The following is a 23,914-nucleotide window of genomic DNA, read 5'->3' on the forward strand; positions in this document are numbered from 1 at the left end:
CCGGGCGATCCACGGTGGCCATCTACGAACGGAGTCGCCATGACCAAGAGAGCCCTCATCACAGGGATCACTGGACAAGACGGGTCGTACCTCGCCGAGTTGCTGTTGGGCAAGGGGTACGAGGTGCACGGACTCATTCGACGCGCGTCCACGTTCAACACCGCGCGGATCGACCACCTCTACCTCGACCCCCACGAGCCAGGAAACCGACTTCACCTGCACTACGGCGACCTCTCCGACGGGGCCCGTCTGGTGACGTTGATGCATTCGATCGCTCCAGACGAGGTCTACAACCTCGCCGCTCAGTCTCACGTGAGGGTCAGTTTCGACGAACCTGAGCACACAGGTGACACCACGGGCATGGGGGCGATGCGGCTCCTCGAGGCAGTGCGCGTGGCCGGTGTGGAGTGCCGGTACTACCAAGCTTCGTCCTCTGAGATGTTTGGCGCCTCCCCTCCGCCGCAGAACGAGCAGACGCACTTCCACCCACGCTCTCCTTACGGTGCGGCCAAGGTCTACGCCCACTGGATGACGCGCAACTACCGTGAGGCCTACGGGTTGTTCGCGGTCAACGGCATCCTGTTCAACCACGAGTCGCCCCGGCGGGGGGAGACGTTCGTAACGCGGAAGATCACCCGAGCCGTCGCACGCATCCAGGCTGGAATCGAGGACGAGGTCTACCTCGGAAACCTGGACGCCATCAGGGACTGGGGTTACGCGCCTGAGTACGTCGAGGGCATGTGGCGGATGCTGCAGGCCGATGAGCCTGAGGACTTCGTCCTGGCGACGGGTGGAAGCTTCACCGTGCGTGACTTCATGGAGACCGCCTTCGAGCATGCCGGTCTCGACTGGGAGAAGCACGTGCGCTTCGACGATCGCTACCTGCGGCCGTCGGAAGTGGACGCGTTGATCGGAGATGCCAGCAAGGCACAGTCCAAACTGGGGTGGAAGGCACTGGTCGACACCGGGCAACTTGCGCGGATCATGGTCGACGCGGACATTGAGTCACTCGGTCACGAGGGCAGGGCCTGGATCGACCAGCCAATCGTGGCCGGTTGGCCAGTACTCGATCTCTCCCAGTCATGACGCAGGGCTCCCCACGCGGGCCACTGGACCGGGATTCGACGACGTACATCGCCGGACATCGGGGTCTGGTCGGATCGGCTATCTGGCGGCGGATGGAGGCCGAAGGTTTCACCAAACTGGTCGGGCGCTCCTCGACTGAACTGGACCTGAGACACCGCGAGGACGTTTTTTCGTTCTTCGCCGATAGCCGGCCCCGCTACGTGGTGCTCGCAGCAGCAAAGGTCGGCGGGATCTTGGTCAACAACACCTATCCGGTCGACTTCCTTTCGGAGAACCTGCAGATCCAAGTCAATGTCATGGACGCAGCACTGGCACATGGCACCGAGCGGTTGCTGTTCTTGGGTTCCTCGTGCATCTACCCGAAGCTGGCTCCCCAGCCCATCCGCGAGGAGTCGCTGCTAGCCGGGCACCTCGAGCCGACCAATGACGCCTACGCGATCGCCAAGATCGCTGGCATCATCCAAGTGCAGGCGGTGTGGCGGCAGTACGGGTTGCCGTGGATCTCAGCGATGCCAGCCAACCTCTACGGTCCGGGCGACAACTTCTCGGTCAAGGGGTCCCACGTCTTGCCGGCGCTGATCCGGCGCTACGACGAAGCCGTCCAGTCGGGGTCTGATCAGGTCACCAACTGGGGGACGGGGCACCCGAGACGGGAGTTTCTGCACGTGGACGACCTGGCGGTGGCCTGCCTTCACCTACTCGAAAACTACGACGGACCGGAACAGGTCAATGTCGGGACTGGCCGTGACGCCACCATCAAGGAGATCGCAGCACAGGTGGCGGATGTAGTGGGGTTCGGCGGCGAGACGCATTGGGACACGTCCAAGCCGGACGGAGTTGGGCAGAAGTTACTCGATGTGAGCAAGCTCAGGGACGCGGGCTGGACAGCCACCATCGATCTTCGCGAGGGTCTCGCCTCCACGGTGGAGTGGTACCGAGACAACGTCGCCCGCCCCAGCGAATAGGTGGTTCGAGCGACAGGCTTCCGAGTGGAGGGCGCACCAGGCGACAGCCGTGCACCTGCTCGTGGGACTAGCCTGTTCTACCGTCCCTGCGATGAGAACGGCGGATGACCTTGTCGGATCACGAAGCCCGATCCGGCCGCGGGTCTCACATCTGCCTGGTGGGTTACGCCTTGCTTCTGGCGGTGGCGCTCCTCGCCCCCACGTCGAGCGCCCAGGCAGCGGTCGTGACTGACGTGGGCCAAGTCCTCGGACACTTCCTGCCGGGCTCGTGGGTCACGTTCTCGCGCATCGAGGTGCTGATGAACGTGCTGCTGATCGCGCCACTGACGTTCCTCGGATCCATCGTCTGGCCGCGCTTGCGTTGGCAGGACTGGACGACGTACGGCCTCCTCGGCGCGATCTCGGTGGAGCTCCTGCAGGGATTGTTCCTGCCTGGCAGAGAGACCAGCTTCAGCGACATCGTCGCCAACGCGGTCGGGGCGGGCCTCGGCGCGGGGCTGCGATTCCTGATTGCCCGCCGGCGAACGGGGATCAGCTCTCCAGGATCATCGTGACCGGGCCGTCGTTGACCAGCTCGACGCTCATGTCGGCTCCGAAGACGCCTCGCTCGACGTGGGTGCCCTGCTCCTCGAGGCCGGCGCACACCTCCTCGTAGAGCGGTTCCGACACCTCCCCGGGAGCGGCCGCCAACCAGGTGGGACGCCGGCCCTTGCGGGCGTCGCCGTACAGCGTGAACTGGCTGATCACCAGCACGGGGGAGCCGAGCTCGGCCACCGAGCGCTCCTCGCGCATGATCCGCAGGTCGCGGATCTTGCGGACCATCCAGGCCACCTGCTCGGGGCCGTCGTCGTGGGTGACCCCGAGGAGTACGACGAGGCCGGGCTCCTCGATCCGGCCGACGACCTCGCCGGCCACGGTCACGGAGGCGGAGGTGGCTCGCTGGAGCACGGCACGCATGCGTCCGAGGATAGGTGGCCTCTTCCCGTTGCTTGGAGCCGACCTTTCTGGGTGGAGTGGGGCGGGTGCTGAGATCGTGACTGCCGATGAGTCCCCATCGAGTGCCCCGCTTGCGAAACGACCTTCGAGGCAGCACCGGGTGGAGACGGCGCCTTTTCGACGGGACCGGATGGGCGACTGCGGAGAGTGGCTCAACATCTAGCGACCGCATCTCGGGACGAGTTCGAGGAGCTACGGCGGGAGGTTGCCCGTATTGCAGACGCTCAAAGCGCGGTCGATGTTGCCCGCTCGGTGGGATGGCAGCCCACGCCGAAGGCGAAGAGTTCGCTGACCACGGGGAACGAAGCTCTCGACTTCGTCATCAAGCTGAGCATCGTCCTGGGGCTGCTCTTGAAAGGAAACGAATGGTCTGTCGAGACGATCCAACGCCTCCTGAGTCAACTGGGCGGGTAGAGCGAGCCAACCGGGGGTAGTTAACCGGTCGGGCATTTCTGAGACGCTCGGATGCGGGCGGACTACAAAAGCATTTATGGTCTGCGGGCATGACTGCTGTCGAGAAGTTCGCCTACGCCAGACGTGTTGCTGAGGTTGGTCGCCGAGACCCGCGCGAGTTCATCGACCGGCTTATGGGTCAGGTGGAGGTGCGGCGGGAGAGGCATCTGCCCCGTCCGCGTCTCAGCGACGACGGTCCGTGGCTCGAGCGGCTGCACGGACTCATGGGCTGGAGCATGAACTGCACCGAGTGCTCTGGGTTCCAGAGCGCATGGATGGCTGCCGAGGACGTGCTTCGGGAGTCGGGCCACGTCGCGGGCAAGGGGTACGACGGGGGTATGTCCCTTGCCTCGGCTGCCTACGCCGCTACCCGCCACATGAAGCCAGACGTTGTTGTCGAGACTGGGGTGGCTCGCGGGGTCACCTCGCGGATGATCCTTGTAGCCATGCGGGAGAACGGCGTCGGCCATCTACAGAGCGTGGATCTCCCGCCACTCGTGCAGGGATGGCACACCCAGTCGGCGATTGCCGTGACGGAGGATCTACGCGATCGCTGGACCTACGTTCGGGGTGCATCACGACGAGTGCTGGACCGGCTGCTGATCGGATCGGTGCCGCTCTTCATCCATGACAGCCTGCACACCTACAGGAACATGACCTGGGAACTAGAGACCGCTTGGCCAAAGCTCCGGCCGGGCGGTCTTCTCTTGTGCGACGACGTCGAGGACAACAAGGCTTTCGTCGACTTCACCGAACAGGTCGGGCAGCCGTGGATCGTAGCTCAAGAGGACCGACGGTCGGGCTTCATCGGGGCCATCCGGAAGCCGCTGGTCAGCCAATAACGAAAGTGGGTGGAGTGGTCGAGGCTGAGACAGACACTGTCACGGTGGCCTGGGCGGCCCTATGGTGTGCGCCGTGTCCTCGAGACGACGCGGCAATCTGCCTGAGCTCTCCCGCCAGCAGCAGTACCGGCTCGTGGCCGCATTGACCGTGCTCGCCCTGGTGCTGGTCATATACGCGATGAGACCGAAGGATCCACCGGCCACGGACGTGCCGCCAATGAAGGCCAACTCCATGACGATGGGTCAGCAGGAGGAGGAGTCGGCGCCGAAGACGAACCCGCTAAAGGTCCCTCGTGACGGCAAGGTGCTCGAGGCGATGTGGATCGGCGACTCGCTGACCAAGGGCGTCGGCGCCTCGGTTGAGGCGAACACCTACCAGAACCTGATGATCCGGAAGTTGCGGGCAGCCGGCCCGGTGGAGGTCGAGACGGCTGCGATCTCGGATGCGGCGCAGGGCCGGGTCATCGACTCCATCGAGTCGTTCCCCAGCGACCTGGGTCTGGTCGTCGTGGAGCTCGGAACGAACGACGCGACCCGCACGCCGCTGCCGGCGTTCGGGAGGCGCTACAACGAGTTGCTGGACCGGATGCGGGCGGCGTCACCGGACGCGGTGCTTCTCTGTGCCGGGACGTGGCGTCCGGCTCAGGAGGCCGCGCCCTATGACCCGGTGATCCAGCGTGAGTGCGTGGCGCACAAGGGTCGGTACGTGCCGCTCACCGACCTGTTCGACCGCGATGACACCAGGGGTCCGGCTGGCTTGCCGGTGTATCCGGGGGAGTCGGTCGACCCGAAGGCGAAGATCAGCGACCTGTTCCACCCGAACGACCTCGGGTACGAGCTGATCGCCGAGCGGCTGCTGGATCAGGTGTCAGGCTGATCCTCGGCCTGCGCGGCGGCGTACTGCTCGGCCACGGCCGCCATGTCGTCCTCTCCGAACGAGGTCTCCCCGAATTTGCGCCAACCCTTGCCCGCCACCGTGATTGGCTGGGCCGACACTTCCTCTGCTCCGTCGTCAGCGAGGACGACGAACACGGGCTGCACGACCACCTTGAGGAGTCGCACCTCGGCTGAGGTGGGGGGTTCGTTGGTCACTGGTTCTCCTGTCATGCCGCAAGGCCGAGAGTCATGAGCTTGGTGCGCAGGTCGTTGACCAGCGTCAGCGCGGTGGCGAGGTCGGTCGCTGCTGCCGGGGTCCCCGAGGGCTGCACGACCGGAGTCGCGTTGAAGAACCCGAGCTTCTGGCTGGTCGCAGTGCCGAACTTGGTCCCCGTGGTGGTGCCGAGGATGAAGTGACCGCCGTCGAGCGGTGTGATCGCGCCATGGGTGTGGTGAATCTGCAGAACGCTGCGCAGCGACGCACCCGAGTCGTCTAGTGCGCGAAGCAGGAGCGTCGAGAAAGACTGCTTCATCTGGAATCGACGGGCGTTGGCCGGGCCGGCGGTGTCGTAGAACTCGAGGAAGGCACCTGCGCCCTGCGCGGAGTACGCCGTCGCCTGTGCCGAACTGGTCGAGACGAACTTGCCCGTCTTGTCGAGTGTTGCGACCGTGCCGCTACCCGCTACCCGCTACCCGCTACCCGCTACCCGCTACCCGCTACGCGCCACTCCTGAAGGTTCGCGGTCTGGCCGGGTAGGCCTACGACGAGGAGCGGGATGCCGCCAGTCGTCTCGGGCTGGAACGACGCGCCACCCTGCCAGACGAACGCACCGGAGAAGGCGTCCACGTAGCCGAGCAGGGTGTCATCGGTGGTGGTGCGGGTGGTGCGGAACGTGACGAGTTTCTGCCCGCTGGGGGGGACGACGTTGGCGGTGAAGCGGGCGACCTCGGCGGTGCCCGTTCCTGAGCCGATCCCGAACCACGCCGCGACAGCACCAGGAGAGGACTGGTTGACGCGCATCCCGTGGTGCTGGGGGTTGGTGATCCCGGCACGCTGGGTGATCTTGAGGCCGACGCCTCCGCCGTTGTCGTCCCGGTTGTGGATGAACAGGCCGGTGCGCCCGGAGTCCACGCCGAGCGCGATCAGGGAGGGAGCATCCGACGGGGAGGTCGTGGGGCCAGAGGTCAGGTGGAGCAGGTTGCCGACCGTGCCGTCGTGGTACCACTCGACCACGGACTGGGATGGTTTCGTGGGCCAGGGCTTCGTGTCGTCCTTGACGAGGGCCTGGAGGCCGAACCCGGTCGGGGAGCCCGTGATCGGGTCCGGGCCGAAGTAGAGCGGGCCACGGAACTGCTGCGCACCGGCAAAGACGTTGCCGCCCGCGAGACCCGCATAGGCGGCAGAAAGGTCCTACGTCGAAGGGCGCCGGAGAGGGGCAGAGGTGGTTGGAGGACTAGGAAGGCTCGGATGACAAAGCGAATCCCTCCAGACATCGCAGCCAGTTCCGCGACGATAGGTCAATCTCCCGAGGACCAGCCGTGAGCCGCAGTGCGAGATCTGGAAGGGCGGAAACTGCTCGTGGGCCCGGGTGCTGAGGTCCGTCATCGTGTCCTGAACTTCGTATCTAGGGTCAACCCTAGATACGTTTCTGAACTTGGCGAGGTAAGTTCGGCAATAGGCACGCGGATTGGGCTGTGCAGCCGTTGGTCCATGCATGCAACTACGCGCGAAAGACCCTGCAAGGTTTGTGCTGAACGCTCGGGCGTAGCGGTAGCCGGCGGCGGTAGCCCGGGGGGCAGACCGGTAGGTTCGTCGACCATGGGAGACCTGCTGATCACGGTGGCGCCGACGGGCGCGGAGACGACCAAGGCTGACTGTCCTGCGCTGCCCACGACGCTCGAGGAGCTGGTGGCCACCGCGGTGCGGTGTGAGGGGGCCGGGGCCGCGATGATCCACGTGCACATCCGCGACGACGAGCACCGCCCCACGTTGGACTCGGTCCGGCTGCAGGAGACCGTGGCCGCCCTGCGCTCGGAGACCACGCTCGTCGTACAGCTCTCCACGGGCGGGTCCGTGCACGACCCGCTCGAGGACCGGCTCAAGGTGCTCGACGCGCAACCCGACTCCTGCAGCCTGACGATGGGCACCACCAACTTCGGCGACGACGTGTTCCTCAACCCGTGGCCGTTCGTGCGTGAGCTCTACCAGCTGAGCCAGGAGCGTCGCATCGTACCCGAGTTCGAGGTGTTCGACCTCGGGCAGGTCGCCGCGCTGCGCCGGTTGCTCGACCTGCACGGCCTGCCGTACGGCGGGAAGGTGCACGTCGACCTCGTCATGGGCGTGCCCGGCGGGATGCCCGGCACCACCGACGCCCTCGTCGCGGCCGTGGCGGCCCTGCCCCCGGAGACCACGAGCTGGTCCGCGACCGGGATCGGCCGCTCCACCCTGGCGGTGGGTCTGGCCGCGCTCTCCAAGGGCGGTCATCTCCGCGTCGGGATGGAGGACGTGCTGACGCTCGCGCGGGGAGTGCCGGTCGAGCACAACGAGCAGCTGGTCGCCCGTGCGGTCGAGATGGGACGGCTCGCCCAGCGGACTCCGATGAGTTCTTCTGAGGCCCGGGAATTGATTGGCGCGGACAGTTAGCGAAAGTCAACTATTTCGTATTGCGAGATGCGGACCAGTCACTTTGTGGACGATTTTGGCATTAATAGACCAGCACGTTCCCACAGGGGCGAAGAACGCTTCCGCCCCTTAAAGTACGCGCCATGAACGTTGCATTGTTGCTGGCTCTCGCTGCGCTGGTTTGGTTCGCTTTCCGGACATACTTCCGTTTTCTTGACGTTCGACACGACGCCGTCTTCCAGAGTTCGGCTGCACTGCCCCTGGCGGTCTCCCAAGGGCCGCTGGACTCCGTCGCTACGCCGCCCTCGGAGCGACTGACCTCGGTCTGAGTCCTGACCCTATTGGCGCAGGCACGAACCCGTTGGCTTCGACGATCCGGATCCGCGGTGGTCGAACCGGGATGATCCCGTGGATGGCCTCTTGCAGCTAGGTATTGGTTGGTCGGGCTCGATCGCCGAGTGGGGGTCTCGACTGATCGCTCGCTGCGCTCGCTGCTCGACCGCCAAGTGGCTCGGCTCGACCACCTAGGCGGGGACCTAGACTTTCACCCATGCCTTTCGAGATCCCCCAGAACATCCATCCCAACTGCGCCCGGCTGGCGTGGCTGCTCGGGACCTGGGCCGGGAACGGGCACGGGGAGTACCCCACGATCGAGCCGTTCCAGTTCGGGCAGGAGCTGCTCTTCCAGCAGGACGGCCGGCCGTTCATCCACTACATGAGCCGCTCGTGGATCGTCGACGAGCAGGGCAACCACGTCCGCGAGGCCGCCCAGGAGACCGGGTTCATCCGGCCCCAGGAGGACGGGACGCTGGAGTTCCTGCTCGCGCACAACACCGGCTTCGTGGAGACCTGGCACGGCGAGCTCCACCCCGAGCAGCCGCGGTTCGAGATGGCCACCGATGCCGTCGTACGCACCGCCACCGCCAAGGAGTACGTCGGCGGCAAGCGGCTCTACGGCTACGTCAACGGCGACCTGCTCTACGCCTTCGACATGGCCGCGATGGGCCAGGAGCTGCAGCCGCACACACACGCGCAGCTCAAGCGCCAGTAGCCATGGTCTCGACAGGCTCGACCACCGGTGGGGGCGGCTCGACCACCAACGGTGACAAGGGGTGGCAGGAGCTGCTCCGGGAGAAGGGGTATCGGCTCACGCCGCAGCGGGCCCTGGTGCTCGCGGCGGTGGAGACGCTGGGGCACGCCACTCCTGACGAGGTGTACGCCGAGGTGCGGACCCACTCGGAGTCGATCAACCTCTCCACGGTCTACCGGACGCTGGAGCTGCTCGACGAGGTCGGGCTGATCCGGCACGCGCACCTGACCGACCGGGCGCCGACGTACCACGCCGCCCGGGGCCACGAGCACGCCCACTTCGTGTGCCGCAGCTGCGACAACGTGATCAGCGTCGGGCTCGACGAGATCGAGGAGGCCCTCGGCGGGCTGGCCGGGCGGCACGGGTTCTCCCCGGACTACGGACACCTCACCGTGTTCGGCACCTGCTCGGACTGCGCCGACCCGAGCTGAGCCGACCCGGGCTGAGCCGACCCGGGCATGACGAAAGGGCCGGACGAGAACGTCCGGCCCTTCGCTTTGTGGTTCGAGACGTGGATCAGATGTGTGCGGACTCGCCCGTGGCAGCAGCGATGTTGTTGTGCTGGGTGCGCACGTCGTCGCGGGCCTCGTTCAGGGCCGCGCCGAGCTTGTCGAAGTGGGGCTTGAACTCTTCCCACGCCGAGCGGAACTTGTCGGCGTTGGCGCCCTTCCACACGGCCTGGTTGATGTGCCCGTCCAGGGTGGTCTTGAACTCCACTGCCTTCTGTCCGCCGTCGTCGAGCCCCTTGTGCAAGTTGCGCAGGGTCTCGAGATCTCCACCAACTTCTGCCATGTGTGCATCCCCCTCTGAGGTGTGTGTGTGATTCGGTCCGTCCCCGCCGAGCGGGCCCGTGACCACGTCACCGTAGCCATGCCCAGCGCCGACTTCCACCAAACCAGGAAAACGGGCATCGCGGTCAGGCCTATAGTTTCGCGACACCGCTCACCGGGCAGGTTCGCTCCGACATCGCGGCGACGAGGGCGCCTGAGCTGGCCAGGAAACATGGGGGAGACGTCTTGCCACCGAAGATGAAGGACAACCCGCGCAAGGAGGAGCTCCGGCTTGCCCTGGCCGCGGCCCGGACCAAGTCCGGCACCATCCCCGGCATCCTCGAGTCCGCCGCGACCGCGATGACCGCCAACGCCTGGACCGGCGGCACCTCGGGCGACTTCTCCGCCGAGCTCACCGGCCAGCAGACCACGGCGGTCAGCGGTGGCACCGCCTCGGTCGACGAGATCCAGCACGCCTACGACACCTGCCCGGCCGAGATCGTGGACCCCAACGCCGACGACGACCTCCCGGCAGGAGCCCGCTGATGGCGATGGCGGCGATCGACCTCGACGCGATGAAGGCCCTGGTCACGACCATGGGCACCGCTGCCAGCGACCTGCGCGGGGTGAAGACCGACCTCGCCGGGATCCTCGGCGGCGTCTCCCTGGACACCAGCCCGCCGCGACCCCTGGAGACCGCGGCCAGCTGGGTGGAGGGACAGGTCCCCGGGCTCCGGCGCCGGCTCTCGCTCGCCCAGGCGATCGCGGCGGCCACGCCGAACTTCAAGGCCGGCACCCCGGTGTCCATCGACGAGTCCAAGCTCTCCACCCTGAGCCCGACCGAGGCGATGAAGCTCGGCACCGAGGCGGCCAACCGGATCAAGGACGGCGGCGAGGACGGCCCCGACCCCGAGCTGGCGGGGTGGCTCTCGCAGTACGCCAACGACCCCTACTTCGCCGCGTCCCTGGCCAAGGGCACCGACCCCGGGCAGCTGGCCATCTACCTGCGCGACGTCGGCTACATGATGGGCAACACCCGCAGCAACGGCATGAGCGGCTCCGAGGAGGAGTTCCAGGCGCTGCTGGCCGACCACATGCTGATCGTGGACGGGCTGAGCACGGCGCTGAGCACGGCCACCCGCAACGAGTCACCCGACCTCGCCCTGCCCGTCGGCTACGCCCAGGAGTGGGTCGACGCGATCACCGACGAGAACAACATCAACGGTGAGGCCGCCATCCTGGGCGACCTGCTCAAGGGCGGCGCCTGGGGCACGACGTTCCTCGACACCGTCTCCACGAAGGTCTACGACTACGAGACCACGACGATGGCCGACAACAACCAGACCTGGGCGCAGCGCGTGCCCGACAGCTCCTGGTACGCCTACGACAAGAACGGCGAGTACATCGACGTACGGGACCCGCTCGCCGGGGTCCTCGCGGCTCTGGGGCGCAACGCGGAGGCGTCCCAGAAGTTCTTCAGCGAGGGCGGCAACAGGAACGTGGAGATCGACGGCAAGGACGTCTCGGTCAACGCCCGGATGCAGTACCTCCTCCAGGACCGCACCTGGTCGGGCTCCCGGCACAGCGACGAGGGGGACGGCCTGGGCCAGGCACTGCGCGCCGCCTCCACCAGCTTCCGCAACCGCGAGGAGAGCGGGCGGATCTCGGCGATGATCGCCTCCCAGACGATCGCCCTGATCGGGTCGAAGACCAACGACGGCTCCGACGGCGGCATCTTCGGCATCGGCCAGGACGACGGCTGGAAGATGTACAAGGGGATGCGCGACGAGATCGCCGACATCGTCGCCGACTACACGCCCGACCTCTACCGGCACTACAGCACCAACTCGACCGACGACGACCTCTCACAGTGGTTCAGCGACGAGAACTCCCTCGACATCCCCGGCGGCCCCTACGGGATGAGCTTCCTGACCCAGCACATGGACAAGGTCCTGAACACCCTGGGCGAGGACTCCGAGAACATGGACAAGATCTCCGTGTCCACGCTGGCGTTCAACCGGGTCCGGATGACCTACCAGCTCACGCAGGAGTTCGCGGACGACCCCGAGATGAAGTGGCGCATCCTCAGCGGTCAGGACGTGCCCGCCTTCACCAACGCCGCCGGCGCCGGTCCCTCCGTGCTGGCCGCGATCCTCCAGAAGGCCTACGAGGGCAAGAAGAACGAGGAGGAGCTCGAGCAGGCCAAGGCGGATGCGCTGAAGAGCTGGCTCGACCTCGCCGGCAGCATCCCCGCGCTGAAGATCCCCGGCGAGGGCCTGCGAGCGACGTACGCCGGGTGGGGGTTCGACACCCTCAAGGGCGCCGCGATCGACCGGCTCGGGGAGTCGCCGAGCACGGCCGACTCGCTGTACGCCGGCGCGGACACCAGCAACAAGGAGGCACTGCAGCGAGACACGCTCAACGTGCTCCTGCAGAACGGGTTCTTCGACGACGACACGATCGCCGCGGGCAACAGCCAGCTCGGTCCGGGGTCGGTCGCCGGGCCGCCGCGCGAGGCGCTGACCTTCGACGAGGACGGCAACGTGAAGGGCTTCAACTACGGCTCCGAGGCGTTCCAGAACTGGACCGAGGGACTGGGTGGCGAGGGTCGCCCCGGCTGGTACGGCAAGGCGCCCGGCATGAAGGTCCCCGACGAGCTGATCCAGAAGTACGACCAGCAGTTCCCCAACATCGGATGAGGCACGAGATGCGCGCACGGCAGATGGTCGGACTGGCACTGGCGGGCGTGCTCGCCGCGGTCACGGCCGGCTGTGGGGGCGACGACGACGGAGGAAGCATGAAGGTGTCCGGCAACTGCGGCCTGGGGGAGAACAAGCTCGCCGTCGAGAAGGTGCTGCCCACGGCTGTGACCGAGAAGCTCGTCGGCGACGGCGACTACAAGGCGATCGGCGGGCTGATCGTCCGGGACGGCAAGCTGCCTGCGGCCTATGACGGGGAGTGTGCGCTGCAGCAGTCGGACAGTGGCCAGGACGCCATCCGGCTGGGGCTGGTCAACAGCTCCGACCCCCGCTACACCGACGCGAAGGAGACGATCGCCTCCGGCGACCTCGACGGCTTCGTCAAGGTGGACGAGACGACCTACGTGCTCCCGGACGGCTCCGACGGAGCCCGCGGCGTCGCGATCCTGCCTGACCGGATCGTGGTCCTGCGGGTCCTGCGTCCCGCCGAGGGGATCGACGTGGTCAAGGAGACCGGGGCGGCCGTCGCCGAGGTCGCCGACCGCGTCGCCTCCCTCACGCCGCCTCCCGGCGAATAGGGCTCCAGGGCTTTCCCCGTCCGCGCACTGCAGCCGGGGAACCCCCGGTTTGGCCGGGATGGTTGGGTGAACGCGTGCCCAGGATCAAGGACGACCCGACCCTGTTCGGCCGGATCGCCACCGGCCTCGCGGCCTGCCTGCTGCTGACCGGCCTCGCCGGGTGCGGCGGTGACGACGAGGAGAAGAAGCCCCTGACGATCAGCGGTGACTGCGCGCTGGCCGACGCCGAGCTGCCGATCACCCGGCTGGTCCCCGAGTCGCTGCTCCGCAGCCTCGTCGGCCCGGGCAGCTACAGGACCGAGCCCGGCTTCGCCGTGATCGACGGCAACCTGCCGGCGGCGTACGACGGCAACTGCACGCTGGTGCGTGGCGGCGAGGACGCGCTCCGGCTCGCGACGTTCAACGCCACAACTCGCGACTACAAGGAGGCGCAGCAGATGCTGGCCTCCGGGAAGGTCCCCGGCTTCGAGAAGGTGGACGACACCACCTACGTGCTGCCCGACGGCGCGGGCGCGAGGGGAGTATCAATCCTTCCGGAGCGGATCGTCGTGCTGCGGCTCCTCGAGCCGGCCGAGGGGTTCGACGCCGGCAAGGAGGTCGGCGCGGCGATGCCCGAGGTCGTCACCCGCATCCAGGAGGTCAGCGGGCGCTGAGCGCTCTGGCTCTCTCGCGGCTCACTCCGGCCAGATCACCTGCACCCGCTCGGCCGAGCCGGTGCGCATCAGGAAGCCGCCGCCGGGCGGCATCGACTGGCCCAGCGCGGACCGCGCGATCCGGGCGCCGAACATGTCGGCGTCGCTGCTGGTCTGCGGGGAGAGCATCATCCCGGAGCCGGTGCGCTTCAACGCGACCACGGGGCCGCGGTAGATCCCGCCCATCTCGCTGGGCGTCCCGGCCGCGGCCAGCACCGAGCCGGTGTCGCGGAGCTTGTCGAGGTGCTTCTCCAGCAGGGCCGGCACCCAGCCGTCGGCGCCGAACAGCTCCACGTCGTCGACCAGGGTGAGCAGCGGCGCCGGGTCGTCGCGCAGCTTCTCCAGCAGGCTGGTCACTTCGCCCTCGTCGGAGCTGGTGTCGAAGGGACCGTGCACGTCCGCGTGGTCCGCGCACAGGTCGCGCAGCGGGCTCAGCCGCGGGGTGAACACCACGACCTTCCAGCCCTGCTGCAGCGCGAAGGTCGCCATCGTGCGCAGCGTGGTGGACCGGCCGGTGCGCCTGGCGCCGGTCACCAGCAGTGCCGGCCCGTGCTCGAGGGCGTCGAGGGTGCGCAGGCCCAGGGTGTCGCCGCCGACGGCGAGCACCAGCGTCGAGGGGGTCAGCGACTGGCTCTCGAGCTCGAGCGCCTCCTCGAGCCCGATCCGCACCGGGAGCACGTCGAGCCGGAACGGCCGCTGCGCACGAGGTACGTCGGCGTAGCGCTCGGTCGCCTCCCGGCTGATGCTCTGGATCGCGGCCACCTGGGCGGTGCCGAGCGAGTCGTCGGTGAGCAGCGCGACCTGGGTCTCCCGGATGCCCTCGGAGCGGAAGCCGCGCCCGTCGGCGATGGTGCTGGGGATCTGGCGCGAGTGCATCCCGATCGTGGTGAAGTCGCTGGAGTCGACCATCCGCATCAGCAGCTTGTCGTCGAACAGGGTCGACATCCGGCCCAGCAGCAGCGTGCGGTCCCCGGTCATCACGACCCGGATCCCGACAGCGGCACCCTCCTGCATGATCTGCTGCCACGCCTGCACGAGCCGGCCGCCGTCGAGCCCGTCGTACGCCGCGTAGAAGCCCTCCCAGCGGTCGAAGAGCACCACCACGTAGGACATCCGGTCGGGGCCGTGCACGTGCCGGCGCTGCTCGGTGACGTCGGCGAAGCCGGCCACCGCCAGCGCCTGCTGCCGCTCGGAGATCAGCTGGCGGAGCCGTGAGACCAGCCGGTCCATCCGGTCGGTCTGGTCCCGGGTCACCACCGCGCCCACGTGGGGGAGGCCGACCAGGGGGAGCAGGGCGTTGTTGCCGCAGTCGACGCCGTAGAGGTGCACGTCGGCGGGGCTGGTGAACCGGCCCACCGCCCCGGCCAGGGCGCGCAGCGCGGTCGACCGGCCGGCGCGCGGGGCCGCGACGATCCCGAGGTGACCGCCGCCCTCGAGGTCGAACGTGGCCACGTCGCGGCGCTGCTCGGCCGGTACGTCGACCAGCCCGAACGGCAGCACCAGGTTGTCCGCCGACGGTGTCGCGGCGGGGAACTCCCCGAGCACGTCGTCGAGCGTGAGCGACTCGGGCAGCGCCTCGAGCCAGGGCTTGCGCGGAGGCGGCAGCCCGAGGCCGTCGTTGGCCTCGGTGATCGCGGAGACCAGCGCGGCCAGGTCGGTCGGCACGCTGACGTCGTCGTCCTCCGAGCTCTCCTCGACCGGGCCGCGGCCGAGCACCGGCAGGTTGTCCCAGTCGAGGTCCTCGTAGCGGACCGTCCCGCCGCCGGCGCCCAGCGGCCGGCCACCCACTCGGGAGCTCTGGAACGGGATCAGCGAGGAGTGCCCCAGCCGGGCGTAGGCGCGTCCGGGGAAGCTCTTCGCGATCTGGGCCGCGGCGGGCGACTCGATCACGTCGTCGGAGTCGCCGGCGTCGGTGACCCGCAGCGCGATCCGCAGGTTGGTGTTGGACTTGATCTCCGCGCTCACCACGCCCGCGGGCCGCTGCGTCGCCAGGATCAGGTGTACGCCGAGCGACCGGCCCCGTCGCGCCACGTCGACCAGGCCGGTGACGAAGTCGGGCAGCTCGGCCACCAGCGCCGCGAACTCGTCGATCACGATCAGCACCCGCGGCATCGGCTCGTCGTCGGGGCCGCGGCCGGCGAGGTAGTCCTCGATGTCCTTGGCGTCGGCCCGGGCCAGCTGGTGCTCACGGCGACGCAGCTCCGCGCCCAGGGACTCCAGCGCCCGGCTGGTGAGGTGGCCGTCGAGGTCGGTGACCATGCCGACGGTGTGCGGCAGCCGGTTGCAGTCCTTGAACGCCGCCCCGCCCTTGTAGTCGACCAGCACGAAGTTGAACTCGTCGGGACGGTTGCCCACCGCCAGCGAGGCGATGATCGTCTGGAGGAGCTCGGACTTTCCGGAGCCCGTCGTACCCGCGACCAGGCCGTGCGGGCCGTCGGCACGGATGTCGATCGTGAACGGCCCGTCGGTGGACTCACCGATCACCGCCTTGGTGGTGCGCCCGCCGCGCGCCCAGCCCGCGAGCACCGCGCCGCCGTCGGGCTCGCCCATCCGCAGCACGTCGAGCAGCCGGCTCGCGCCGGGCAGGTTGCTGGCCAGGTCCTCGGTGGACACGTCCCGGATCGGCGCGAGCGCGCGCGCGATCCGGTCCAGCCAGAGGCCGTCGACCAGGTCGGGACGGATCGCGTCCACGGTGCGCTCGGTGCTGACCTCGAGGTTGAGCTTGTCGCCGTCCCAGACCGCCACGGTGCTGCACTCCTCGGGGAGCTCGCGCACCGTCTGCTCCAGGCACAGGAAGAACAGGCCGACCGAGGGGCCCTTCTTGAGCAGGGAGATCACCCCGGGGGACATCCGGATCCGGCGCGCGCCGTCGAGCACCACGATCCGGCACTGCAGTCCGGCGCGGGCCGGCTCCTTGAGGCCCTGACGTGCCTCGAGCTCGGCCAGCAGCTGGCTGATCTCCAGCGCCTGGGTCTCCTCGTCGTTGGCCAACCGCACCGGGCGGGGGTGGTCCTCGCTGTTGCGGGCGTGCGGAAGCCACTTCACCCAGTCCCAGTCCGGGGAGGCCTGCTCGCCGGTGAGCACGGTGATCGTCGCGTCCGAGGGGCTGTGCATCGCGGCGACCTGCGCCACGGCCCACATCGCCAGCGTGCGGGCGCGGTCCGGGGGCCCGGCGATGCCGACGACGCCGGTCATCGGCACCGTCACCGGCACGTCCGGCGCGGTCCACAGCAGCGGGCCCTCGTGGCTGGCCCGGGCCGGGTCCTGGATGGTCACCTCGGAGGGGAGGTCGGTGGTGCCGAGCCGCAGGTGCAGGAAGTCGCTGTCCCAGCGGCGGCGCTCCCAGAGCCGGGCCCGCGGGCCGGTCGCGAACAGCAGCACGGTCGCCGGGTCGGGGAAGTTGCGCCGCCGGGTGCCGCGCTCGGAGACCAGTGACTCCAGGGCCGCTTCCTCCACGCGGACACGGCGCTCCTGGTACTCCGCCATCTCGCGGGCGTAGCGCTTCCGGGACTCACGCCGGGAGCCGGTGGTGTTCGCCAGCAGCATCAGCGGGCTGGCCGCGATCATCATCAGGCTGTAGTAGGAACCGGTGATCAGGTAGAGCGTGATGCCCATGCCGACGGGGACCAGCATCATCAGGTAGGGGAACGCCACCTTGTCGGGCCGCCGGGGCTCGTTGGGGACGCTGAACTCCTTGACGCCCGGGGCGGGGTGCAACCGCGGCGGGCGGTTGTAGTCGAGCTCGGGCGTGGCCACGCTCGGGCTCAGCGAGGCGTCGGGCTGGGTGACCTCGACCCGGTCCAACAGCACCGGGCCGATGCCGAGCACCTGGCCGGTGCTCCACGGGGTCGGGCCGGTCAGCGGCCGGCGGTCGAGGTGCACGACGGGTACGGCGGTCGCCGGGTCGATCCGCTCGCCGAGCTGGAACTCCTGCACCGTCCTGCGCCGGCCGATGCCCCACCGGCGCTTCTTCTGCGCCTCGGAGATGGTGCTGGCCGCCAGCACGATCGGAGCGGTCACCGGCTCGCGCCGCAACGGGACCGGCATCGTCTGGTCCACGACGGCCGCGTCGGGGGTGAGCGTGATCGTGCCGTCGGTGGCGACCTCGAGCACGAGAGCCTCCTCGAGGGCCTCGGGCTGCGGCTGCCGGGCGAGCTCGGGGATCCGGATGGTGCAGTGGCGACCGTGCCCGATCGTGGCCCGGCCGATCCCGAGCCGGTGCACGTGCCCGGCGCCGGGGCCCGAGGAGATCCGGATCTCGACCAGGCCCTGCGGCTCCCGCAGCCGTTGGGAGGAGGGCTGCCCCAGGCCGAGGACCACGCCGTGCCGGATCGGGCTCTCGTCGACCCGCTGGTCACCGTCGAGCAGCTCGTCGCCGAGGTAGAGGTCGAGCGAACCGGTCAGCGTGGGCACGCTCGCAGCGCCCGGGAGCGCGATCACGTTGGCCGGCACCGCCGTCGGGGTGCGCGTCAGCGCCGCCGCGAGGTCGCGCACCCGGGTCTCGGGGCTGTAGCTGAGCACGACGTCGTGCGCCGTGGCCGGGTCGTTGCCCGACCCGGCCGCCTCGATCGTCACGAGCAAGCGCATGTGGTGGCTCTCTGCTGCGGGGGTGGTCCGATGTCCGAGGTTAAGGCCAACCGTGACCAACATGGGCAACTTGGTCGGTGAAGGGCCCTATGGCGATTAGAGTCGGTTTCGTCCGCTTGCCTTCAGGGAAGACAAGCGCCGGGGGGCGGAGCGCTGCCGTGCCCAGACGTTCCGATACCGACTGACCGGAGACAGAGCACATGTCCCAGACCACCGACCAGTCCCGAGGGCGCGGGAACGGTTCCGCACCGGGCAAGAAGACCTCGGGCGGGCTCCGCCGTCCCGGTTCCACCGGTGCCTCCTTCACCCCCGCCGCCCCCTCCCCGCCCCGACGCAAGCGTCCCGCGCTCACCGCGCTGGCCGTCCTGCTGATCGTCGGCGGCGCGGCCCTCGCCGGCCTGCTCGCCGTGCGGATGGACTCGCGCGAGTCCGTGCTCGTGGTGAACACCAAGGTCACGGCCGGCCAGCGGATCACCTCGGACATGCTCACCTCGACCAACGTCTCCAGCGAGAGCCTCAAGACGATCTCGGTCGACGCGACCGACGAGGTCGTCGACAAGCTCTTCGCCCGCCAGACCATCTACGAGGGCCAGCTCCTCCAGCCCGAGCTGCTGCGCAAGCAGCCGCCGCTCCAGGTGGACGAGGCCCAGGTCGGCGTACCGCTCATGGCGGGGAAGTTCCCGCCGGACCTGCGCGGCGGCGACGCCGTACGCCTCGTCCGGATCGGTGACGCCCAGGCTCCCTCCCAGGCGCTGGCCAAGGGGCTCGTGATCGAGGTCAGGGGGGCCAAGTCAAGCGGCTTCGGCGGTGAGTCGGGCGCCTCGGTGGCCACGGTGATCGTGCCGCAGAGCGTGGCCGACCAGGTCGTCGGCGCGGCCGGCACCGACCGGCTCGGCATCGCCCTGACCGGCCGCGGGATCGGAATCGACGACGCCGACATCGCCGACCTCTCCGGAGGCAGGAACTGATGTCCCTGATCGCGTTCGCCTCGGCCAAGGGATCACCGGGGGTGAGTGTCACCCTCGCCGGTCTCGCGCACCTGTGGCCGCGGCCCGTGGTGGTGGCCGACCTCGACCCGGCCGGTGGTGACACCGGACTGCGCTACCGCAACGAGAGCGGCGACCCGCTCAACCCGGCGGTCGGGCTGCTCTCCCTCGGCGCCGCGGTGCGGGCCGGGCAGAAGGCCGACCTCGAGGACCACCTGCAGACCACCGCCGGCGGGATGCGCACCCTCGTCGGCGTGAACACCCCGGGCCAGGTGCTCGGGCTCGGGCCGGCGTGGCAGCACATCGCGCTGACCCTGCGCCGCTCCCGGCAGTACGACGTGCTCGCCGACTGCGGCCGGCTCACCCCGGGATCCCCGACGATGGCGATCATCGACAACGCCGACGCCGTGGTGCTGGTCAGCCGTGGCGAGCTCGAGGACGTCGCCCACCTGCGGGAGCGGCTGCGCGGACTGCAGGAGTCGCTGCATCTCGGTGCCATCGACGCCACCCCGACCGGGATCGCGATGGTGACCTCGGCGTCCGACTCCCGCAGCCTGGCCGACGCCGAGCGGCTGATGGCCTCCGCGGGCCTGCCCGTGCGCGGGCTCGGCGTGATCGCCGAGGACTCCAAGGCCGCCACCGTGCTCCGCACCGAGTCCGGCCGCAACATCCGCCGCTCGGTACTGGTGCGCTCGCTGGTCGACCTGACCACACGTATCGACGAGATGACCAACCTGACCGGCCGCGTCCGTCAGAACGCTTCGTAGGGGGATCGATGGACCAGCAGCTGCTGCGCGACCTGCGCACCGAGGTGGCCGAGGCGCTCTCGGTCCAGCGTCGCGAGGACGCCGCCAACGGCCTGCCCACGATGAGCTCGGAGGACGAGCGGCAGTTCGCGCGTGCCGTGATCGCCCGCGTGCTCGAGGGCCACGCCGCCAAGGAGATCGCGGCCGGGCGGACCCCGCCCACGGTCACCGAGGAGCACGAGCTCGCCGAGGGGATCCACGCCGCGCTGTACGGCGTCGGCCGGCTCCAGCCGCTGCTGGACGACCCCGAGGTCGAGAACATCGACATCAACGGCTGCGACAACGTCTTCGTCGGCTACGCCAACGGCGAGGAGCGGCGCTTCCCGCCCGTCGCGGAGAGCGACGAGGAGCTGATCGAGCTGGTGCAGGTGCTCGGCGCCTACTCCTCGATCACCTCCCGCCCCTTCGACACCGCCAACCCGCAGCTCGACCTGCGGCTGCCCGACGGCAGCCGGCTCTCCGCGGTGATGGGGGTCTGCCAGCGGCCCTCGCTGTCGATCCGGCGCTCCCGGATCGGCCGGGCGAGCCTCGACATGCTGGTGGAGAACGGCTCGATGTCGCCGGACCTGGCCGGGTTCCTCTCGGCCGCGGTCAAGGCGCGCAAGAACATCATGATCGCCGGCGCCACGAATGCCGGTAAGACGACGCTGCTGCGCGCCCTGGCCAACGAGATCGACCCGGTGGAGCGACTGGTCACCGTCGAGCGCGCGCTGGAGCTCGGTCTCGGCGAGTTCGAGGACCTGCACCCCAACGTGGTCGCGTTCGAGGAGCGGCTGCCCAACTCCGAGGGCAAGGGCCAGATCCTGATGAGCGAGCTCGTGCGTCGCTCGCTGCGGATGAACCCCAGCCGGGTCATCGTCGGTGAGGTGCTCGGCGACGAGATCGTCACCATGCTCAACGCGATGAGCCAGGGCAACGACGGCTCGCTGTCGACGATCCATGCCAACTCCTCGCTCGAGGTGTTCAACCGGATCTGCACCTACGCGATCCAGTCCGTGGAGCGGCTGCCCGCCGAGGCGACGATGATGCTGATCGCCGGCGCGATCGACTTCGTGGTCTTCGTCGAGCGCCGCAACGAGTACGCCGCCGGCGGCGGCCTGCGCCGGCTGATCACCTCGGTGCGCGAGGTCAACGGCGTCGACGGACGGGTGCTCTCCAGCGAGGTCTTCGCGGAGGGCGAGAACGGCGTGGCCGTGCCGGCGGCGCCGATCCAGTGCATCGAGGAGCTGCTGGCCGTCGGCTACCAGCCGTACCACCACGCCGGAGCCGGTGGATGACCGGCAGTCAGCTCCTCATCGTCTTGTTCGGCGCCGTCGTCGGAGCCGGCATCGCGCTGCTCATCCACTCGCTCCAGCAGGTCGAGGAGGACCCCAATCGCCCGGTGCAGCCCTCCACGCTGGTCCCGCAGCTGAAGAAGCTCGGCGCCCGGCTGCCGCTCGCGATCCTCGCCGGCGTCGTGGTCCTGCTGCTGACCAGGTGGGTGGTGCTCGGCGCCGCCAGCGGGCTGCTGGTGTTCTTCGCCCCGCTGCTCTTCGGTGGCGCCCGCTCCGAGCGGGTGGCGATGGCCCGGCTCGAGGGCCTGGCCGCCTGGACCGAGTCCCTGCGCGACACGATCGCCGGGGCCGTCGGCCTCGAGCAGGCGATCCCGGCCACCGCCACCGCGGCCGCCCCCTCGATCCGCCCCCAGCTGGTGGACCTCTCCGACCGGCTCCGGATGCGTACGCCGCTGCCGACCGCGCTCCAGCACTTCGCCGACGATCTCGACGACTCCAGCGCCGACCTGATCGTGGCGGCCCTGATGCTCAACTCCCAGCTCCGCGGCCCCGGCCTGCGTGAGGTGCTCACCTCGCTGGCTGGCTCGGCGCGCGACGAGCTCGAGATGCGCCGCCGGGTCAACGCCGGCCGGGCCAGCACGCGTCGCAGCGTGCAGATCGTCATGGGCATCACGGTGTTCTTCGTGCTCGGCCTGGCCCTGTTCAACAAGAGCTACGTGGAGCCCTACTCCGGCGCGGTCGGGCAGATGGTGCTGCTGCTGATCCTCCTCCTGTTCGCGGCCGGGTTCCTCTGGATGCGCCGGCTCTCGGCGTTCGCGGTCCCCGAGCGGTTCCTGTTCTCCGCGACCAGCACCGGCAACGCCTCCAGGGCGGCCAAGCGATGACCGCGGTGATGGTGGTCGGCGCGGTCGTCGGTCTCGGCGCGCTGCTGCTCGTGCTCCAGTTCGACACCGGGCGTGCGAGCGGCGCCTCCGAGCTCGCCCGCCTTGACGCGGCCCGGGCCCGGACCCGGCGTACGGCCGTGCTGCACGCCGAGGAGGAGTCCAAGGAGCGCGAGTCGATGCGGGTGCGCAAGCTCGGCGCGCAGATCCGCTCGGTCTTCGAGGCCCGCGGCTGGAACCTGCCTGCCGGCCTGCGCGCCGACCTGGCCGTGATGGGCACCACCGTCGAGGGTCACCTCGGGATGAGCGTCCTCGCCGCGGTCGCCGGGCTGTTCGCGCCGACGGTGATGGTCGCGCCCGCGATCTACTTCTTCGGGGCGAGCATCTCCACGCCGCTGTGGCTGGCCCTGGTCGGCGGAGTCGTCGGCCTGGTGCTGCCCACGTTGCAGCTGCAGGGCAACGCCAAGGAGCGCCGGCGCGACTTCCGGCATGTGGTCAGCTCGTTCCTCGACCTCGTCTCGATGAACCTCGCCGGTGGCCGGGGCGTCCCCGAGGCGCTCCAGTCGGCGGTCAGCCTGAGCAACGGCTGGGGGATGGTGCGGATCCGCGAGACGCTGCAGACCGCGCGCCTCCAGGGCGTGACCCCGTGGTCGGCGCTCGGCGACCTCGGCGAGGAGATGGCGGTGGAGGAGCTGCGCGACCTCGCCGCCGCCCTGGCGCTGGTCGCCGAGGACGGCGCGAAGGTCCGCGAGTCCCTGGCCGCGCGCGCCGTCTCCATGCGCCAGCGCGAGCTCGCCGACGCCGAGGGGCAGGCAGCTCAACGCTCTCAGTCCATGCTGATCGCGCAACTGCTGCTGTGCCTCGGGTTCCTGCTGTTCCTGATCTATCCTCCTGTGTCGCAGATTCTGGGGTTCTGATGCGGTGTGCCCAGACTGCGAGATGGGTATCACCCGTCCGTCCCCTCAACTGGAGGTCCTCCACCCATGACGAACTTCGTTAGCCCGCTGACCCCGATCGGGTTCTGCCTGCTCATGCTCGAGGGCCGCGTGGCCCGCAACCGTCGCGAGGACGGGGCCTCGGCCGTGGAGTGGGTGATCATCGCCGCGATCGTGGTGGGCATCTGCATCGCCGTCGCCGGCATCCTGAGCAACGCGCTCACCGGCAAGGCCACCGACGTCGGCAGCAAGATCAACAGCCAGTGACGTCCCAGTGACTCGCTGCTGATGTCCTCGTGATCCGACGGTGAGCCGCCTCGTCGTACGCGCTCGTTCCTGTCGCCGTTCCCGGCGCCGGGACGAGAGCGGAGCCTCCGCTGTGGAGCTGGTGCTCTACATGCCCATCTTGATGTTCACGATCCTGTTCGCCGTGCAGTTCTCCCTGGTCTACCTCGGCGGGCAGGTCGCGTCCGGTGCTGCCCGCGAGGGGGCCCGCACCGCGCGCGTGACGAGCAACCCCGCGGCCGCCCAAGGGGTCGCCGAGCGGATGGTGGACCAGATCGGCGACGGCGTGCTCAACGAAGCCCAGATCGCGGTGCAGATCGGCGAGGACCAGGCCCGGGTCACCGTCAGCGGCCAGGCCAGCAAGATCATCCCCTTCCTGCCCATCCCGCGAGTCAGCGAGACCGTCCAGGGCCCGGTGGAGCGCTACGTCCAGGACGGTGCCCCGTGAGGCGGCCGTTGGGTGGTCGAGCAGCGAGCGCACGGTCGAGAC

The 23,914-nt window shown here is 69.1% G+C and carries 25 protein-coding genes; 19 read left to right on the plus strand and 6 right to left on the minus strand.

All coding sequences use genetic code 11. The annotated features are described in order from the left end of the window. Positions 1–39 precede the first annotated feature (39 nt). From gmd to AC4BGB_RS14435, 3 genes are all read left to right on the plus strand, one after another. Positions 40–1,086 carry a GDP-mannose 4,6-dehydratase gene (gene gmd, locus AC4BGB_RS14425; protein ID WP_490547570.1) on the plus strand — a complete coding sequence of 349 codons (1,047 nt, stop codon included), beginning with the start codon at positions 40–42 and terminating at the stop codon, positions 1,084–1,086. Beyond that, the gene (locus tag AC4BGB_RS14430) at positions 1,083–2,051 is read left to right on the plus strand and encodes a GDP-L-fucose synthase family protein (RefSeq protein WP_490547571.1); all 969 of its coding nucleotides are present in this window, start codon (positions 1,083–1,085) and stop codon (positions 2,049–2,051) included. Before gmd ends, AC4BGB_RS14430 begins: the two co-directional genes overlap by 4 nt. 104 nt (positions 2,052–2,155) lie before the next feature. After that, on the plus strand, positions 2,156–2,605 hold the full coding sequence (locus AC4BGB_RS14435) for a VanZ family protein (RefSeq protein ID WP_490547572.1): 450 nt from the start codon (positions 2,156–2,158) through the stop codon (positions 2,603–2,605). On the opposite strand, the gene dtd is transcribed toward AC4BGB_RS14435, so the two are convergent. Further along, complete coding sequence (gene dtd / locus AC4BGB_RS14440) at positions 2,583–3,008, minus strand: D-aminoacyl-tRNA deacylase (protein ID WP_490547573.1); 426 nt, start codon at positions 3,006–3,008, stop codon at positions 2,583–2,585. The genes AC4BGB_RS14435 and dtd overlap by 23 nt on opposite strands. Positions 3,009–3,550: 542 nt before the next feature. On the opposite strand from dtd, the gene AC4BGB_RS14445 reads away from it, so the two are divergent. After that, positions 3,551–4,342 (plus strand): class I SAM-dependent methyltransferase, encoded by a 792-nt coding sequence (locus AC4BGB_RS14445; RefSeq protein ID WP_490547574.1) that lies wholly within the window; start codon positions 3,551–3,553, stop codon positions 4,340–4,342. Positions 4,343–4,415: 73 nt separating this feature from the next. Beyond that, positions 4,416–5,219 (plus strand): SGNH/GDSL hydrolase family protein, encoded by an 804-nt coding sequence (locus AC4BGB_RS14450; RefSeq protein ID WP_490547575.1) that lies wholly within the window; start codon positions 4,416–4,418, stop codon positions 5,217–5,219. On the opposite strand, the gene AC4BGB_RS14455 is transcribed toward AC4BGB_RS14450, so the two are convergent. From AC4BGB_RS14455 to AC4BGB_RS14465, 3 genes are all read right to left on the minus strand, one after another. Continuing rightward, a complete protein-coding gene (locus tag AC4BGB_RS14455; protein WP_490547576.1) occupies positions 5,204–5,434 on the minus strand; it encodes a hypothetical protein in 231 nt (76 codons plus the stop codon). The genes AC4BGB_RS14450 and AC4BGB_RS14455 overlap by 16 nt on opposite strands. A gap of 11 nt (positions 5,435–5,445) precedes the next feature. Then, entirely contained in the window at positions 5,446–5,751 is a 306-nt protein-coding gene (locus tag AC4BGB_RS14460) for a hypothetical protein (RefSeq protein WP_490547577.1), read from the minus strand. A gap of 170 nt (positions 5,752–5,921) precedes the next feature. Continuing rightward, positions 5,922–6,452, minus strand: coding sequence for a hypothetical protein (locus AC4BGB_RS14465; protein ID WP_490547578.1), 531 nt, complete (start codon positions 6,450–6,452; stop codon positions 5,922–5,924). A 585-nt stretch (positions 6,453–7,037) separates the two neighbouring features. On the opposite strand from AC4BGB_RS14465, the gene AC4BGB_RS14470 reads away from it, so the two are divergent. The 3 genes from AC4BGB_RS14470 to AC4BGB_RS14480 all read left to right on the plus strand — a co-directional run bounded on the left by AC4BGB_RS14470 (position 7,038) and on the right by AC4BGB_RS14480 (position 9,362). Continuing rightward, the gene (locus tag AC4BGB_RS14470) at positions 7,038–7,862 is read left to right on the plus strand and encodes a beta-keto acid cleavage family enzyme (RefSeq protein ID WP_490547579.1); all 825 of its coding nucleotides are present in this window, start codon (positions 7,038–7,040) and stop codon (positions 7,860–7,862) included. Positions 7,863–8,391: 529 nt separating this feature from the next. Beyond that, positions 8,392–8,892, plus strand: coding sequence for a heme-binding beta-barrel domain-containing protein (locus AC4BGB_RS14475; RefSeq protein WP_490547580.1), 501 nt, complete (start codon positions 8,392–8,394; stop codon positions 8,890–8,892). A 2-nt stretch (positions 8,893–8,894) separates the two neighbouring features. Beyond that, positions 8,895–9,362: a Fur family transcriptional regulator gene (locus AC4BGB_RS14480; protein ID WP_490547581.1), complete on the plus strand. Its 468-nt coding sequence runs from the start codon at positions 8,895–8,897 to the stop codon at positions 9,360–9,362. A gap of 85 nt (positions 9,363–9,447) precedes the next feature. On the opposite strand, the gene AC4BGB_RS14485 is transcribed toward AC4BGB_RS14480, so the two are convergent. Further along, positions 9,448–9,723 (minus strand): WXG100 family type VII secretion target, encoded by a 276-nt coding sequence (locus AC4BGB_RS14485; protein WP_490547582.1) that lies wholly within the window; start codon positions 9,721–9,723, stop codon positions 9,448–9,450. A 224-nt stretch (positions 9,724–9,947) separates the two neighbouring features. On the opposite strand from AC4BGB_RS14485, the gene AC4BGB_RS14490 reads away from it, so the two are divergent. The 4 genes from AC4BGB_RS14490 to AC4BGB_RS14505 all read left to right on the plus strand — a co-directional run bounded on the left by AC4BGB_RS14490 (position 9,948) and on the right by AC4BGB_RS14505 (position 13,631). After that, the gene (locus tag AC4BGB_RS14490; protein WP_490547583.1) at positions 9,948–10,247 is read left to right on the plus strand and encodes a hypothetical protein; all 300 of its coding nucleotides are present in this window, start codon (positions 9,948–9,950) and stop codon (positions 10,245–10,247) included. Continuing rightward, positions 10,247–12,400, plus strand: coding sequence for a DUF6571 family protein (locus AC4BGB_RS14495; protein WP_490547584.1), 2,154 nt, complete (start codon positions 10,247–10,249; stop codon positions 12,398–12,400). The genes AC4BGB_RS14490 and AC4BGB_RS14495 overlap by 1 nt, the downstream gene beginning before the upstream one ends. Before the next feature lie 8 nt (positions 12,401–12,408). Further along, positions 12,409–12,978 carry a hypothetical protein gene (locus AC4BGB_RS14500; RefSeq protein ID WP_490547585.1) on the plus strand — a complete coding sequence of 190 codons (570 nt, stop codon included), beginning with the start codon at positions 12,409–12,411 and terminating at the stop codon, positions 12,976–12,978. A gap of 74 nt (positions 12,979–13,052) precedes the next feature. Next, complete coding sequence (locus tag AC4BGB_RS14505; protein WP_490547586.1) at positions 13,053–13,631, plus strand: hypothetical protein; 579 nt, start codon at positions 13,053–13,055, stop codon at positions 13,629–13,631. Positions 13,632–13,652: 21 nt separating this feature from the next. On the opposite strand, the gene AC4BGB_RS14510 is transcribed toward AC4BGB_RS14505, so the two are convergent. Continuing rightward, on the minus strand, positions 13,653–18,257 hold the full coding sequence (locus AC4BGB_RS14510) for an FtsK/SpoIIIE domain-containing protein (protein ID WP_490547587.1): 4,605 nt from the start codon (positions 18,255–18,257) through the stop codon (positions 13,653–13,655). Positions 18,258–18,457: 200 nt separating this feature from the next. On the opposite strand from AC4BGB_RS14510, the gene AC4BGB_RS14515 reads away from it, so the two are divergent. The 7 genes from AC4BGB_RS14515 (at position 18,458) to AC4BGB_RS14545 (ending at position 23,872) form a co-directional block, all read left to right on the plus strand. Further along, the gene (locus AC4BGB_RS14515; RefSeq protein ID WP_490547588.1) at positions 18,458–19,225 is read left to right on the plus strand and encodes a hypothetical protein; all 768 of its coding nucleotides are present in this window, start codon (positions 18,458–18,460) and stop codon (positions 19,223–19,225) included. Next, the gene (locus AC4BGB_RS14520; RefSeq protein WP_490547589.1) at positions 19,225–20,010 is read left to right on the plus strand and encodes a CpaE/TadZ family protein; all 786 of its coding nucleotides are present in this window, start codon (positions 19,225–19,227) and stop codon (positions 20,008–20,010) included. The genes AC4BGB_RS14515 and AC4BGB_RS14520 overlap by 1 nt, the downstream gene beginning before the upstream one ends. Before the next feature lie 8 nt (positions 20,011–20,018). Continuing rightward, on the plus strand, positions 20,019–21,326 hold the full coding sequence (locus AC4BGB_RS14525; RefSeq protein ID WP_490547590.1) for a TadA family conjugal transfer-associated ATPase: 1,308 nt from the start codon (positions 20,019–20,021) through the stop codon (positions 21,324–21,326). Continuing rightward, a complete protein-coding gene (locus AC4BGB_RS14530) occupies positions 21,323–22,207 on the plus strand; it encodes a type II secretion system F family protein (RefSeq protein WP_490547591.1) in 885 nt (294 codons plus the stop codon). The genes AC4BGB_RS14525 and AC4BGB_RS14530 overlap by 4 nt, the downstream gene beginning before the upstream one ends. After that, positions 22,204–23,121, plus strand: a complete 918-nt coding sequence (locus AC4BGB_RS14535; protein ID WP_490547592.1) for a type II secretion system F family protein — start codon at positions 22,204–22,206, stop codon at positions 23,119–23,121. Before AC4BGB_RS14530 ends, AC4BGB_RS14535 begins: the two co-directional genes overlap by 4 nt. Positions 23,122–23,187: 66 nt before the next feature. Further along, the gene (locus AC4BGB_RS14540; RefSeq protein ID WP_490547593.1) at positions 23,188–23,406 is read left to right on the plus strand and encodes a Flp family type IVb pilin; all 219 of its coding nucleotides are present in this window, start codon (positions 23,188–23,190) and stop codon (positions 23,404–23,406) included. Between the two features lie 40 nt (positions 23,407–23,446). After that, positions 23,447–23,872 (plus strand): TadE/TadG family type IV pilus assembly protein, encoded by a 426-nt coding sequence (locus AC4BGB_RS14545; protein WP_490547594.1) that lies wholly within the window; start codon positions 23,447–23,449, stop codon positions 23,870–23,872. Positions 23,873–23,914: the final 42 nt, after the last annotated feature.

The organism is Nocardioides sp. Z30_9 (genome assembly GCF_058215735.1).